Annotated in this window: 13 protein-coding genes and 1 pseudogene; 4 read left to right on the forward strand and 10 right to left on the reverse strand. The window is 58.9% G+C overall.

Annotated elements, in window-relative coordinates:
* Positions 1–346: pseudogene (locus AWB66_RS17605) on the reverse strand (hypothetical protein); the annotation flags it as partial.
* 151 nt (positions 347–497) lie between these two features.
* Here AWB66_RS17605 and cysC point away from each other — a divergent pair.
* Positions 498–1028: an adenylyl-sulfate kinase gene (gene cysC / locus AWB66_RS17610; protein WP_087631473.1), complete on the forward strand. Its 531-nt coding sequence runs from the start codon at positions 498–500 to the stop codon at positions 1026–1028.
* A gap of 93 nt (positions 1029–1121) precedes the next feature.
* Here the strand turns inward: cysC and AWB66_RS17615 are convergent, their stop codons facing one another.
* The 9 genes from AWB66_RS17615 to AWB66_RS17655 all read right to left on the reverse strand — a co-directional run bounded on the left by AWB66_RS17615 (position 1122) and on the right by AWB66_RS17655 (position 9369).
* Positions 1122–1850 carry a class I SAM-dependent methyltransferase gene (locus tag AWB66_RS17615; RefSeq protein ID WP_087631474.1) on the reverse strand — a complete coding sequence of 243 codons (729 nt, stop codon included), beginning with the start codon at positions 1848–1850 and terminating at the stop codon, positions 1122–1124.
* Complete coding sequence (locus AWB66_RS17620; protein ID WP_200819004.1) at positions 1850–2311, reverse strand: VOC family protein; 462 nt, start codon at positions 2309–2311, stop codon at positions 1850–1852. Before AWB66_RS17620 ends, AWB66_RS17615 begins: the two co-directional genes overlap by 1 nt.
* Positions 2304–2888 (reverse strand): GNAT family N-acetyltransferase, encoded by a 585-nt coding sequence (locus AWB66_RS17625; protein ID WP_087631476.1) that lies wholly within the window; start codon positions 2886–2888, stop codon positions 2304–2306. Before AWB66_RS17625 ends, AWB66_RS17620 begins: the two co-directional genes overlap by 8 nt.
* Positions 2878–3120 carry an acyl carrier protein gene (locus tag AWB66_RS17630; protein WP_087631477.1) on the reverse strand — a complete coding sequence of 81 codons (243 nt, stop codon included), beginning with the start codon at positions 3118–3120 and terminating at the stop codon, positions 2878–2880. The genes AWB66_RS17625 and AWB66_RS17630 overlap by 11 nt, the downstream gene beginning before the upstream one ends.
* Positions 3121–3155: 35 nt before the next feature.
* On the reverse strand, positions 3156–4856 hold the full coding sequence (locus AWB66_RS17635; protein ID WP_200819005.1) for an HAD-IIIC family phosphatase: 1701 nt from the start codon (positions 4854–4856) through the stop codon (positions 3156–3158).
* Between the two features lie 104 nt (positions 4857–4960).
* Positions 4961–5917: a glycosyltransferase family 2 protein gene (locus tag AWB66_RS17640; RefSeq protein WP_087631478.1), complete on the reverse strand. Its 957-nt coding sequence runs from the start codon at positions 5915–5917 to the stop codon at positions 4961–4963.
* Positions 5918–5977: 60 nt separating this feature from the next.
* Entirely contained in the window at positions 5978–7078 is a 1101-nt protein-coding gene (locus AWB66_RS17645; protein ID WP_087631479.1) for a DegT/DnrJ/EryC1/StrS family aminotransferase, read from the reverse strand.
* Positions 7075–7515 carry a sugar 3,4-ketoisomerase gene (locus AWB66_RS17650; RefSeq protein ID WP_235021153.1) on the reverse strand — a complete coding sequence of 147 codons (441 nt, stop codon included), beginning with the start codon at positions 7513–7515 and terminating at the stop codon, positions 7075–7077. Before AWB66_RS17650 ends, AWB66_RS17645 begins: the two co-directional genes overlap by 4 nt.
* 9 nt (positions 7516–7524) lie before the next feature.
* The gene (locus AWB66_RS17655) at positions 7525–9369 is read right to left on the reverse strand and encodes a glycosyltransferase family 61 protein (protein WP_159462916.1); all 1845 of its coding nucleotides are present in this window, start codon (positions 9367–9369) and stop codon (positions 7525–7527) included.
* A gap of 574 nt (positions 9370–9943) precedes the next feature.
* Between AWB66_RS17655 and AWB66_RS17660 the strand changes: the two genes are divergently transcribed.
* The 3 genes from AWB66_RS17660 to AWB66_RS17670 all read left to right on the forward strand — a co-directional run bounded on the left by AWB66_RS17660 (position 9944) and on the right by AWB66_RS17670 (position 14774).
* Positions 9944–10723: a sulfotransferase family protein gene (locus tag AWB66_RS17660; RefSeq protein ID WP_087631482.1), complete on the forward strand. Its 780-nt coding sequence runs from the start codon at positions 9944–9946 to the stop codon at positions 10721–10723.
* A gap of 251 nt (positions 10724–10974) precedes the next feature.
* Complete coding sequence (locus AWB66_RS17665; RefSeq protein WP_125469743.1) at positions 10975–12915, forward strand: glycosyltransferase; 1941 nt, start codon at positions 10975–10977, stop codon at positions 12913–12915.
* A complete protein-coding gene (locus AWB66_RS17670) occupies positions 12912–14774 on the forward strand; it encodes a glycosyltransferase family 4 protein (protein ID WP_087631484.1) in 1863 nt (620 codons plus the stop codon). Before AWB66_RS17665 ends, AWB66_RS17670 begins: the two co-directional genes overlap by 4 nt.
* The last annotated feature ends 38 nt before the right edge of the window (positions 14775–14812 follow it).

Raw genomic sequence — 14812 nt, forward strand, 5'->3', positions numbered from 1 at the left:
GACCAGCCGTACCGAGCCGTCCGGCAAGCGCACTCGCGGCACCCGCACTTCCAGATAGCACTCGTGTTGGAAAAAATTAAGGTGGCGCAGCCGCTTGATTTGCGTGTCATGCGCAGGGTGCTCGCCGGCGAGCCCGGGGTAGGCGAATCGGCGGGCCTGTCATAAATTTCGTGTGCGGGCATAAGATGTAGCTCAAGGAGCATGTATGCCACGCAAACCGAAGACGGCTGCCGGCAACAAAGTCCACGGCAATTGTGAGCTGCCGTTTGGCAGTATCAAAGTCGACACCTTGCACATACCACGGGGCCTTGATTCCCAAGGCGGCTTCAAAGAGTTGATTCGTCATCGCTTCGTCCCGCATGGCTGGTTGCAGCATTCTGCCGCAACCAGCCATGCCCCAGCTTATCGATTCAAGGCGCCCCAAGGGTGCGCTGCGCCGGGCTCACGCCCGCCCTTGACTCGCTAAACCACCCACTCGGAATTCAAAAGAGGCAACAATGAATGTCGTTTTGAAACGAGCATCCCGGGTTATCTGGCTAACGGGCTTATCGGGCGCCGGTAAATCGACCATCGCGCGTGCACTGGCAGCGAGCCTGACCGACTCTCACGTGAGTTGCGCTGTTCTCGACGGCGACGAATTGCGCACGGGATTAAATTCTGATCTTTCGTACAGTTCGCAAGATCGTTTGGAGAACGTCAGGCGCGTGGCACACGTTGCAAAGCTTTTTCTATCCCATGTCGACGTCGTGATCGTCGCCGTGATTTCTCCGAGCAGGACTGGACGCGAAATGGCGAAGGACGTCATCGGCAAAGGCTTCCTCGAGATTTTCGTCGATGCGCCTATCGCTATTTGTGAATCACGCGATCCCAAGGGTCTTTATCACAAAGTTCGCGCGGGCGCGATAAGCCATTTCACGGGCGTCTCCGATCCCTATGAGCCGCCAACCTCGCCCGTGCTGTCGCTAAGAACCGACATGCTTTCCTTAGCCGATGAAATCGGCATGCTTAGAGCGTTAATCGACCGATAAGCTGCCTTGATCGGTAGCCCGCACAAGCTGACGTCGGCATTCCGTCAGCACGCGTCGTCGCGGAGATCGGCGCCGCGACGACGCGTGCTGCCACTATCCTCGTGTGTTGCGATTGCGCGCGACCACATAGATTTCGCCCGCAATGTCTGGATAACGTTCGCCCAATTTCATGAACGCGTCGAGCATCTCTGGCGTCCAGTGCTCCTCGATCTGCTTGTTCGACACCGGCTTCATCCAATAGCCGCCAAAAACCTCGATTTCCAGCTTCGCCTGATAAAAAGCGTTGCGGAACGAAGCAGGATCGAACACCCGCCGATGGCCGTGATGGATGTCCATCTCGTTGAGTGCGTCCTCTTGTGGAAGCATGCCCATGATCACGGCTGCTTGGCGGTGCAAGGAATGCGAATTCGGTACGGCGGCAAACAGGCGTCCAGTGTCTGGCTTGAGCCAGTGCCTTGCTCGAGCGAGGATGTCGACCGGGTCCTGCACATGCTCCAGCACGTGACCAAGAATGATATTGTCGAACTTCTCGGCCGAATCGAACTCTTCGAAGAGCGAATGTACGACGTTGGCTTTCGGAAAACGCCGACGCAGATCCTCGCAGAATTGACCCGATCCCTCCACGAGCGTCAGCTTCTTGCGCGTCGTCGCGAGCAGTTCGGTCATGACGCCTTCCGCCGGTCCCATCTCGAGCAACGTCTCTCCGGTCAGAAACCGCTCGGCGATCTTAAACGAATATTGCACGGTCGCCGAGTTGGCTCCGGCCGAATACAGCGACACTTGAGAGATGGATTCCAAACGGTCCTGTTCTTCCTGATTCATTAGATATCGCCCTCGGTTTCGTTGCTGCCCCTCGCGCATGCGAGCGCGGAGTCGATGAACTCAAACATGAACCCCGTCCTGAACATCACAAAGCTGATACTCCGACCGCCGAATGCGACCGCCGGGACTGGCGGCACGGTCACCTTCCCACGATGCGTGCGCGCCCACGCCAGCGCCGTCTCGATATCGTCAACGCAGTAAGCGAAATGGTAAATCTTGATGCCCGCGTCGAGCCAGGGAGTCAAGGTACGCGAACCAGGCAGGTTTTCGAGCAACTCAATGCGCGGCCCCGGCCCTGTCAGAAAACAGCCCGCAATGCCTTGAACCGGATCTTCGAAGGAATCGGCCTCGATCTGATAACCCGCGAATTCGAAGAATTCCCGCTCTCTCGCCATTGACGCCGTCGCGTAGCCGACGTGATGAAAATCGAAGCCTGCGGGAACGGTCGGAAGGTCAGCCACGAGACATCCTCTTCGCGACCATCCGCACGAGTGTTTCCAGCCGAGCGCCGATCTGCGGCCACGTGTCGCGTGTAACCTGATGCTCGACCGCATCGACACGGCGCCCACCAATCTCGAAATGACGAGGCAGCACGCGGCGTTCCGCGATTTCGCACGAGTCGTGAAACGATACTACTTTCGCGTTCTCCGCGACGGTGCGGCAATATACGGCGTCGAGACCGAGCGATTCCAGCCCTATCCGATAGATGAGCCACGCGCTCTCCACCGCCGCCACGGAACCCGGGCGAATGATCCAGCGGCCCCATTCCGCCGCGCGCGCGCCGTCATCCAGGTCATACAGAGAGATGACGCCTTCCCGCGTATCGGTATCTCTGCGCTCGACCACGAAGTAATAATCACCCGCGCGCTCGTAATACGAGGACAGCCAGGCGAGTTGTTGCTCTCGCGTCTGCGCGCCCGCGTGCAAGTAGGCATTCAAAGCGGGATCGGCGCGCAACTCCACGACAAATTGCGCATCGCTATCCGCAATGGGACGCAGCCGGAACGCGTGCCCCTCGACACTGATGTCATGCCGCATGCTTCGCCTCGATGGCGCTGACGATCTTAGACGCACTGTCGAGATCTGCGAGTTCCTCTTCGCTGAACTCGGTGCCGAACTCGTCCTCCAGTACGAACATGATCTCCATGTGCTTGAGCGAATCCCACTCCGCCGCATGCTCACGGGTCATTTGTTGGACAGTTTCGAAGTGCCGCTTCAGCACGGTGCTGATCGCGGCAACCACCCGTTCTTCGATTTGTGCGTGGTCCATAGTTACTTTGCCTATAGCGATTGATGAATTTCGCATTACCGGTCCGCGTGTTCCGGGTAGAGCAATTCCACGCCATCGATCGGTGCAAACCGACGCACGACATCCGCAGGCAGGGCGTACAAACCATCGGACAAGGTCGACGCGCCTCCACGCAGTGCCGCAAGCCAGGCGAGCGCCGGCTGATTGCGCGGTCCGTTCTTGACACGGAACACAATTTCCTCGCACTGCGCGACAAATGGCATCGAACCAATGACTGACAGAATCGCCGTATCCTCCAGGCGCCGGCCCATCGCGCGACAACTCAGGCACAATTCTTCAATGATCACCTTGTCATCCGCCCGTTGCGCGACAATCACGCCAACTACGCCGCTGTCGGCGAGGCGGTCCGTCATCCGCACGCTCGCGACACAGGCGTCCGGCCGTTCCATGAGCGCCGCCAGCTTCGCGTGATTGAAGCGCTGCAGCGCCATGTTGAACTGATTGGTCTTCTGACAGAGATCTGCGAGCCGGTCGAGCTGGTCGCGTGGATCAAGGCGAAACGCGAGCGAAACTTGAAGGCTGCGAAAGTACTCCGCGGGATCGGCCGCCTCTGCGAGCAACGTCTCACGTTCGATGTTCGCCTTGAGATCTTTCACACGTCTGGAGTCTTCCGCCTCGACCTTCCATCGCCACAGGCCCGGATAGTAGAGTACAGCGTTCTCAGTTAGCGCCGCATTCTCGTGCGCATGCGTCGTGTGCACGCCGGGCAATCGTCCCGCGACGGTGGCCAGTTCGCCGGGATTATCGTCGACAAACAGTACGGCTTCAGGTGCGATACGCAGCGCCTTTGCGACTCGTGCGAGCGCCTCCGCCTTGTCGTTCCATGAGATCTCAGTCACGGAGAAATGCTGCCACTGGAGCGGAAAATCCCGGCGAAGCTGGAAAAGCCCTTCCACATCTGGCCGCGTGTTACGCGAAACGAGCGCAAGGAAGATGCCGCGCTCGCTAAGCGTCTTGGCGAACGTCTGCAAGCGCGCATGTGCGTCTGTGAGTATCACGCCTTCCGCTCCCTCTTCTCCCAAGACGCCCGCATAAAGCGTGTGATCGAGATCGAGCGCGAGCGCCTTGACGGGCGGTAGCACCGCGGCAGCAAGCCAATGACACGCTAGCTTGCGTGCGAGCACCGTCTGCGCAGCGTTACCGACAGGTGTACCCGCCATCGCGGCGGTGCGCGGATCCAGCAGGTTGACGCCGGCTTCGGTACAAGTCGCGGCCAAATCGGCGAAATGGACGGCAGGAAGTCGCTGGGTTAGCGCGTGCATTTTCTCGCGCTCGGCGTCGCTCTCCAGCCAGGTCGCGATTACGATGGGCGCCGTGCTCGATCCGCGCAGTGCGCTTACTCGTCCGCCCAGCCAGTCGAGCCAATCACCGCTTGCGCCGCCTTCCTTACGATAGCGACTGCTGTCGAGCCAGAGCAATTCGACGTCGCATTGAGCGTGGCCGGAAAACATCAGCGTGTCGTCATAATCGCTGATACGCGTGTTCGCGCTCCATCCGCCCCAGAAAAAGAATGGGCGAGCCAGTTCGAGGATCGGCTCGATAGCATGGTTGCGCCAAACATTCACCGTGGCGCAAGCGGAGCCAGTGAAATCGCAATGTATGCTCTGAAGCGTAAGACGCGAAAGCTTAGCGGCAAAGAGGGCCGGTTGAATCTCGACCCGCTTCATGGTCAATTCGACGGAAAACTTTGAACGCATGGAAGATTGCTCATAGGGTTACGCTGACCTGCTCAAAGCCTCTGCCACGCAACCTTAACCTGATGCGGGACATTGCGCCACTTGGCGTCCGTGAATTACGCGGACTACGTGGCGCGGGTCGTATTCAACAAAAATTGAAACATTTTCAGATCGGGACCAACACCTTGGTCGCGCAAATCGCCTCTTTCGGCAATATCGTAAGCGCAGCCAAGACCCATCGCCTGCACTTCCTTGTACGGGTGTGCGAGCAGCAGCAAGCTCTTTTCGTACATACTCAGTGGCGCGTCAACGTCGACGCGAGGCGGCAGGACGTGAGGGAAAGCGGCGCGAACGACGCGCGGCAAGGCATCGTCGAGCGAGCGCCTCAATACGTATGCCGTTTCCGCCGACAATGCCGAAACGGAGCGCGTACCCGACAGATTGCCCGGATGACGCCGGTAACGAACGACCCGCTCGCTGTCGACGCCGATGCTCATGCCTCGACCGCAGGCCCTGAGCCAGTAGTCGAAATCTTGCAAGCCCACGAGTCCTTCGTGGAAAAACCCCAGTTCGGTCAAAACCCGGGAGCGCATCATCGCGCTGGGTCCGCACAAGAAATTGCCGAGCAGAAACAGACGGCGATACATCTCCGGACCGGGTTTCTGGTCGACGTAAAGAACCGGCACCTCGCTATCAGGCAGGGGGTCGCCTGCCATGTCGATCATCTGAGGCTTTGCGAAAACCAGGTCGTGCGAGGTTGCTCGCAAGACTTCGAGCTGATGCCCGATGCGCTGCGGCTCGCAGACGTCATCGCCACCAAGAAAAGCGATGTACTCGCCTTCCGTGACCCGGAAAGCCGCATTGACGGCAGCGCTCGGTCCGCCGTTAGGCTGAGCGACAAGTTGCACGCGCGGGCCGAAGTTTTGTGTCACGAGGGACGCGCCGTCATCGGTCGAGCCGTCGTCGATCACGATGATCTGCAGTTGTTGGTAAGTCTGGGCGCACACGCTGCCCAGCGTTTCCAGTACGTAGGCAGCATGATTGAAGATCGGGACGATGACGGTCACAAGCGGGTCTGACATACGGAAGCTCTGTTGGCTGTGACGATTAACTCGAGTCTGCGCATCTGGCGAACAAGGGCCTCAGCGGCGCGCGAAATCGCGCAACGCTTCAACTACACGATCGACATCGTCGATCCGCATCTGCGGCCAGAGTGGGAGCGACAGCAGTTCTTCCGCGGCGCGACGCGCAAGCGGCAAATCGTTCGCCGGGATGCCCAACTCGCTGAACGCCCGTTGCATGTGCGGAGCCAGCGGGTAATGAATAGCCGTCTTGATCTCACGGTGTGCGAGGAATGAAATCAGTTTTTCGCGCTCTTTCGCGCGCACTACGTATAGGTGAAAAACATGATCGTTGTGCGGCGCGATCAACGGCGTCTCGATGCCGTCCAGCCCCTTCAAGCCGGCCGTGTAGTGCTGCGCGATCGCACGGCGGCGATCGTTCCAGTCATCGAGATACGGAAGCTTGGTACGCAGAATGGCCGCCTGTAACTCGTCGAGGCGCGAATTCGTGCCCGGTATCTCGTGCACGTATTTCGCCTTCGAGCCATAGTTGCGCAGCGCCATCAGCTTGTCGGCAAGCGCGGCGTCGTCCGTGACGATCGCACCGCCGTCGCCCATCGCACCGAGATTCTTGGTGGGATAAAAGCTGAATGCGGCCGCATCCCCAAGCGACCCGCAGCGTCTTTGACGATACTTCGCACCGTGAGCTTGCGCGGCGTCTTCGAGGACGAGCAGTCCGGCTTTTCCGGCGATCCCCCGAATCTCGTCCATCGCTGCTGCCTGACCGTAGAGATGCACTGGAATAACCGCGGCGCTGCGCGGCGTTATGCGCGCCGCCAGGCACCTCGCGTCCAGCACATGGTGTTCGTCAATTTCGACGGGAACTGGCGTTGCCCCGACCATTGAAACCGCAAGCCACGTCGCTATGAACGTGTGCGAGGGCACCAGTACTTCATCTCCCGGACCTATCCCCCATGCGCGCAGGGTGAGCGCCAATGCGTCCAGCCCGTTGCCGACCCCGACGCAAAAGCGCGCACCGCAGTAATGCGCGAACTCCTCTTCGAACGCCGTCGACTCCGGGCCGAGAATCATATGGCCGCTACGCGATACGCGTTCGAACGCGTCACTTATCTGCTGCTGCAGTGTGGATTGCACCGCATGCATGTCAAAGAAGGGAATCATCTGGACGAGCGCTTGCTGGTTTCCCGTAGGAAGGTTTGGTAGTCGCGGATATAGTCGTTCTCGTCGTACAGCTTCGACGCAAGCACGAGACACACCGCACCCGACGAAAAATTATTCAGCTCACGCCAGACGAGCGAGCGGATCAGCACGCCCGACGAGGGTCGGTTGCATGTCAGCACGCGCCTTTCGAAACCGTTGTCGAGGACCAGATCGAAGCTGCCCGACACCGCGATGATGATCTGCTGCAACTCATGATGCGCATGCCCGGCGCGCATACCGCCGCTCGGGACATCGTACAAGTAGTAGACACGCTGAACATCGAACGGCACATGCCGGTTGCCTTCGATGAACGTGAGATTGCCGCGCGGATCAGTGATCTTCGGCAAATCCATGACCGAAATTTCGTTGTCGAGCGATGGATGATCAGGAGCAAGCACGGGAAGTCCTTATCGTTGAGGCGTTTCGGTCAGAGCGGCAGCGGCCACTGCTTCGACATCCACGGCGTAATCGTCATGTACGCCGTACCTGCCGTTCAACTTGTATGCACGCGGTCCGCGCACAAAGGAAACACTGACGCCGGAAACCCGGCCGAGCAGTTCCCACAAGTAGAGCTGAAGACTGGTGTGATCCGACGAAAGGACTATGACTCGCGTGCCGGGCGCACACCACAGCATGTTGGTCAGGTGCGCTCCAGTTGGCGCGATGACCACCGACGCTTGCCGGAACAGGCGGATCTGCGTTTCCACATCGAGGTCGTCTACGCGCACAATCTCGAATCCGAGTTCAACCAGGCGGCCTTCGATCTGCTGCTGGTTCGTCAATACGCGCCTCGCGCCGCCTCGACCGATGAATATCTTGCGATTGCCGCTCTTCGAACTCCGGGGGAATCGGCCGTCGCACCGACGTACCGCCGCGCGTATGCGTTCGACATCGATCGCTGATTGAGACGCCGCTTCGCCGCCAAAATACGCATCGGGAATTGATGCGGTCTCGGAGGCCATATACAGGTACTTCACGCTGTACAGGGTGCCGGGTTCGAGATAAAGCACGGGCCGACGCGAAATGTTGGCGAGGTCGATCAGCGCGCGGATGTTCGGGTGCAGATCGTCTTGCACGAGCAAGGGAACCGAGGGCGGAACGTTTGCGATTTCCGCCAAGATGAGGCGCGGTAACGCTTCGACGAGGAAGTGGAAGTAGTTATTCGCAGATTCCAGCATCAGATGGATTCCGCTCTCCACCCACGCGCCCTGCCGCGCCTTGCACTCGAGCACGACGCGACGACGCGGCAGGCGCCGTGTATGGGCCCACTTGACCGCCACGTCGGGCTGGTCGGCAAAATGCGCCTCCTCGTCGTGAATGGCCGTGTTCAGATTGGTCACGACATAGCGCGTGCCCGCCACAGCGATGACATCGTTCAGTTTTGCGACCAGAGGGGCGCCCGGAAACGCGACCGAGCTTCCGAGGCCCTGCACAGTGCTCGTCGGACGCGCAAGTACTTCGTTACCGTCGGCCTGACTCGCGGACGTCTGCACGAATTCTTCGAGCGACTGAACTCGCAACTCGACCGAGCAAGGCGTTCCTTCCAGGTCGGGCCGCACGTTACCAAGAAAGCGCCTGAGTGCAGCCGTGACGCGAAAGTGCTGCTTGACGACTTGTGTTCCGGTGCTTGGCCCTCGCCGTGCCAGGAAATGCGCAAGCGGGCTGACCCGATTCCAGTCGACATCGGGATTCTCGCGCTTGTGCGCCTCGGGATCAAACAGCGCGCTGGGCCAATGGCCCGCTCGTTCGCCCGACTTGATGTAGTGCAGAAGCGGATTGAGCCCCGACGTTCTGGCGTCTTCGTATTCGCTCAGATACCAGCGGCCGTCGAAGAATTCGTTCGGATCGAGACCTTGAAACCCGCCATAGCGCAGGTAGTCTTCCAGCGGGTGGCTCTCCTCGTCGATGACCTCCGGCTTTTGACACACGTAATAGCGCGGGTCGAACAACGGAGTGGGGCTACGCAGTTCGCGCGCGCCGAACGAGATGTAATGCCCGAGCGGATGCACCTTCGCTTCGGCAACGCCGGGATTGTTCTCCAGGTACCAATTGACATCGAAGAGCAGGTTGACGCTAACGTCGAGTTCAGTCAGAAAATCCGAAAGCTTCAGTTCGTCCTGGACAACTGGCTGCGGCGGTTTCTCTCGCCCCTCAGCGGACCCGGTTTTAATGTCTTGCCCCGGTGTATCCGGATCGCCCGGCAACGTCCCTGATCTGATGTTCGCCGGGGAAAAAGCTTCGGTGTTCGACATAAACGTTCCGTGAAACGTAGCACGTAAACAGGTTGACCGGAACGGCCGGATTGGACCGGCTACCGGAGCAGGATTGCGCGGTCTTACGAGTAGAACGCGCCGCCGCATTCGTCAACGAAACGCGACAGCATAGTCAGGAAGCGCGAAAAATGCTTCGACAAGATAGCATAAGTGCGTAAGCGATTGAACCGTCTGATACATTTTGTAATGTCGACGGAAGGCATTTTGGTGGAAATTCTTCGGCTGGCTCGCTTCAAACCTAAGCAACTATGCTGCCAGAGCCGCTGATCTGCCGATAATGGATCGATTGCCGCACATGCGTGCCGAAAGGCAAATATATATTGCCTCGTCGAACCGGCCTCATAATTCTCCTTGTTCGGCAGACAGATCAAAAGCAGTTTTTCGTCGAATTTTGTCATAATTGTGCGTCTAGTGTGGGCATGGAACGCAGGCGGGATGGCAGACCCGACGATCCTGAGCACATACGCGGCCGCGCCGGCCGGTCCCGGGTTTTTTGCGAGCGGCACCTCCGACGGGCGAAGCGAGTCCCACATGAATTTCTAGAAGGCACTGAATGCTTAACTACCCCTACGGCCTGACGTTTTGCGTCGGCGCCCCACGGAGCGGCACTACCGTTTTCTGCAATCTTCTTACAGAAGGAAAGTCAGCTTTTCCTATGCTCCCGGAATGTACCTATATAACGCAGTTGATTCGCCTTTATCACGACATTCTCAACTATTCCGACGCACAAAGATTCAAAGCGTTTGCCAAATCGAAAGCAGATTTGGCCGACGTGTTTTCGCGATCGATCGACGGGTTTATCCGACTTGCACATAGCCACTTCGCGCATATCGAAGGGAGTCAGTTGATTCTCAAGGACCCCGAGATCACGATCTACTTGGATCAATTGCGTGACTTCTTTCCTACGGCCAAAGTCGTCTGCGTTGTGAGGGATCCAGTCAATGTGGTCGCCTCGATGGGCAAGGTTTTCGCGAAGCAGGGCCGTGCAACGACATTCGATGAGCTACTTTCGTTTGTCTTCAACTATTACTGGCGCGCGTCCGAGTCGCAACTTGCGAAGTCCGGTGCGATGCATTTCGTCGATTTTGAAAAAATTCTCGACGCCGACGAAAGCGAATTCCAGGCGACCGAGCACTTTCTTGGCTACTCGATCGGCCGAAGTGGTTTTGGCAAGACCTTTTTCGATTTCGACACTACGGACGCCACTCATTCCGCGAATTACGGTCAGGCGATGGCGAGACCGGTGCGGGGCGAAGTCGCGCTGAGCGAGGACGAACGACTTAAAGTTCAGAATGCATTCTCGGGTTACAACCTGATGTATAAATGGTGGTGATACAAAATTTACCCTCTATGTTGGCTGAATGTGTACAAACCACCTCGACCGGACCGGGTGTCAAGCGCAAGTCAAGAAAAAAGGCAACGCACCCATGCTCGATCGGTAGTTCTACCACGCAGTGTTACCGCGTCGGTTAAGGTAAAATCGCCGTCCTAAAAAGCGCGGACAACACCGCAGACGAATTGTTCGTTTTCAGGTCGCGTTCCGCGCGTCGAAGCCATCCGTTTGATCATCAAGGCAGCACCTTCGTGACCAAGAAGACCATCAGTGCAATCATTCCCGTCATTGGCGATTACCTGCAAGTCCAGCCTCCGCTCGCCCACCTGGTATCACAGCTTTCGGAAGCGTTCGCGATCGACGGCGTTCGACTCGAGGTAATTTTCGTCGCAGATGGTGCACACTGGAACCAGACTATCGATGCGTCGGACCTGCCGGCGAGTGCGCCAAGCGTGTTCATCACCGAACCCGCGCAATCGATGCCAGCGTGCCTATTCAATCGCGGCGCGCAGGAAGCACGGGGCGACTACGTCGCCTTCCTGTGGCCTGGCACGCCGATTCTCGATTGGACGCATTCGCTTTCGCGCCTTGCGATGAATATCAAGGACGGCGAGCCCGCTGTCGCGGGCCGCGTCGCCCATTTTGCGACCGGCGAGCATCCCGTCGAATCGTGGCTTTGGAGTTGCGAAGGTTTCGAGCCGAACGGCTACCCGTCTGGATGGATCGAACTCGCGGACATCGTTCCGATGGAGGCAACGCTCGTGCGCCGCAGCGTGTTCCAGGAGCTGGGGGGCTTCTCGACGTCACCGCTGTTGCAGCGCGGCTTCTGGTGGGATTTCAGTTTGCGACTGAGTCGGCGCCACGAAATTCGCTCGATCGACGTAGCTTCTCCGCAGAGCCGTTGGTCCTGGCACGTCTATCCGTTGACCGCCGATGTCGGCGTGAGCGGCGACATGATGGCACGCCGTGTCATGCGCGGAGCAGGTACGGTGCACTCGCCCGCCGGCGGTATCGAAGTAGACTGGGCGGACGTGGCAAGCTTTGCGCTCAGCATCGCGGACGCCGACCTCGAGCGACTCAACCGTCAATTGCGTCGTTTTGCGTCGATCGCGGGCCTGGAAAACGCGTGCTTGCCAGATGCGCGCGAGTCGCCTATGACGCCGCTGCGCCTTACCGTCCTTGGCGGGCCAAACGAACCGGCCCACAATCAGCTCTGCTTCTTCAACTTCTTCCAACTGCTCGAACGCGACAATCTCATCACCTGGCGCACGAGCCTCGATACGGCCGCGACATCAGCGGATATGCTCAACAGCGACCTCGTTATCTTCAGTCGCGTGAAGACCCAGGCTGGATGCGCCCTGATGGAATTCTGCAAGGCGAACGGCATTCCAACCATCTATATGCTGGACGACAACTGGTTCAGTATCGGCAGCGAGTGGAAGGAATACGAAGGCCTCTTCAAGCCAGGGGCACCGATGTTCGAGAACTTCATGTTCTGTCTCGAACGCGCCGACGTCTGCCTGACCTACAACAAGGTGCTCGCGGAAGATCTCGCGCCCTACGCACCCAATCTCGTGGTAATGCCGACCAATATCGACCTGTCTCTTTTTCAGCGGCAGCCGCGTGAACCTCGCAAGAAAAAGATCGTCGGCTACGTCGGATCGGCGCGGCAAGATACGAGCGCGTTTCGCGCCTTACGCGAGCTAGTGGAAGAGCGCGATGACGTGGAAGTTTTCGTCATGTCGAACGCAGTGCCCGAGGAACTCCGATCGCTGCCCGCCGGAAAAGTGCAATTCCAGCCCTACGTTTTCAGCTACAAGCGCTATGCGGAAATCGTGTGTCGGCGTGCGCCGGACATTCTTATCGCGCCGTTAGGCGAGACGCGCACTGAGGCCTCGAAATGCCCGAACAAATATCTGGAGATCGCAGCCGTCGGCGCGGCCGGAGTTTTCAGCAAAGTCGAACCCTACGTCTCACACATCGCTCACGACAAGACCGGAATCATGGTGGAAGACCGCGCGGACGAATGGAAAGACGCGATCCGAGGGCTGCTCGACAATGAAGACGCACGCGCGTCAGTCGCGCGCCAAGCGCTCGCGCATGTGACCGATCACTTCTCCACCGAACGTGTGCTGGACCAGTTCTGGACACTGATTCGAAACACCGCGAATACGCGCGAGTTCCAACGATGAACGCTCCAGCCTTGAAAGTCGCCTTCGTATCACACTCGGCGGCGCCCGCCGGTGCAGAGCGCTCGCTCGTCAACTTCGTCAGCAACCTTCCGTCGTCGATCGCACCCATCGTCATCTTTCCGAGCGCCGGCGGACCGATGTTCGACCAGATCGTCCAGGCACGCTTGCCCGCGATCAAATTGGAATACGATCCCTATCTTCCGTCAGTCGGCGACACGGGAGGGATGCGCGAGCGCGAAGAACGAAAGCAACTCGAACAACGCCGCTTCTCGACACTGTGCAAGGAGCTGGAGATTGATGCGGTCGTCGTCAACACCAACGTCATCTCGCCGGCGGTCTATGCAGCGGCGAGTCTCGAAATTCCGGTCATCATCCATTCCCACGGGCTGATCAGCCAACGTCTGCTGTCACGGCTGAACTCGCAGCTTTGGGCGTTCGAGGATCCTGCGCAATTGCTTTCGGCCAGCCGGGTAATATGCCCGTCCCAGATCGTAGCGGACTTTTACGTCGATTTTTACGGCGTACCGCGCGACGCGATCGAGGTCGTTCCGAACGGCACCTTGTTCGAGCCGTGGGCACCTTTGCCGTTCGCCGACGCCTCGGCGGGAGCGCCGAACAAGTTCGTGATGCTGTGCACGCTCGACGTCAACAAGAACGTGCCGATGTTCATCGAAGCGGCTCGCATCGCGCGCGAGCGCGGTCTGCGCAATTTTGAGTTCCACGTCTACGGGCACGGCGCGGAAAACTATCACGATCACCTGCGCGATCTCATCTGGACCAAGAGGCTCGACGATACGGTCTTCCTGCATGACAAGACGCTCGACGTCAAGTCGGTGTATGACGGCGCGACGGGCGTCGTCGTTGCAAGTCAACTCGAGTCGTTTTCGTTCGTCACGATCGAGGCGATGAGCCGCGGACGCGCCGTAGTCTCGACCCGTTGCGGCGGGCCCGAGCAGTTGATCAACGACGGTGAGACCGGCTTCCTCGTCGACCGAAACGATGCGGAGGGGCTAGCCGAAAGGATCCGCGTGCTCGCGACTGATCGCGCGCTCGCGTCGCGCATGGGCGCGGAGGGACGCCGAATCGCCGAGACGCGCTACGAGATCGGCGCACTGTCAGCCCACTACGCCGAACTCATCGCCAAAGTAGTGAAAGAGTCTAGTCACCAGTCACTACGCAGCAAGCGGCTCATTGCGATGCGTCACACGGGTCTGAAGCGTGCAGTCACCATGATGAACGGTAGTTTCGACGCGTCTATTTCCAGTTTGCGCGTTCCAGTAGTCGACCCTGCGTTGAGCGCTCAGGCTTTCGACAACCGGGCGCGGGCCATCGAATTTGCCAATCACTATTCGCGCAGTCAATCGGGCCTGCTGGCCCGCGTGCGACATCGTCTGCGCGCGAGAGAGAACCTGTGGTCTCTTGTTTCGGAGGACTTTCAGCCGCTCCGCCAGTTTTCAGAACAGAAGGGTCTGCATGAAGGTGCTCGACTGACCCTGTCGCACGATTTGCGGCGTGTCGCCTATCGCGAGTACACGACCGGAAGTATCGACGCCGACTTCCGCAAGGTGCTGATCGGCGTGAGCATGGCGGCGCTCGGAATGGGAGGAACGGTCGGCATCGAGTTGGTGGATAGCCGGGGGAACATAGTCGCGCATCAGGAATGCCAACTCGCGGATGCCTCACCGTATGCGCCAGTCTCGTTCGATCTTGGCAGTGGCTGGAAAACGGCCGACAGTGTCTATCGACTGCGTATCTTCGCCCGAGAATGCGACGGCCCGGTGTGGGCCTACGAGTTTGTGGAAGATAGATTGGGCGGCTTTCTGAGTCCCGGATTCAGGCCATTTTTTGCGCTCACCTGAAAAGCAAGAGGGTTCGCCGCGCGCGGCCGGACCTCGCG

The organism is Caballeronia telluris (assembly GCF_001544495.1).
GTDB classification, from domain to species: domain Bacteria; phylum Pseudomonadota; class Gammaproteobacteria; order Burkholderiales; family Burkholderiaceae; genus Caballeronia; species Caballeronia telluris.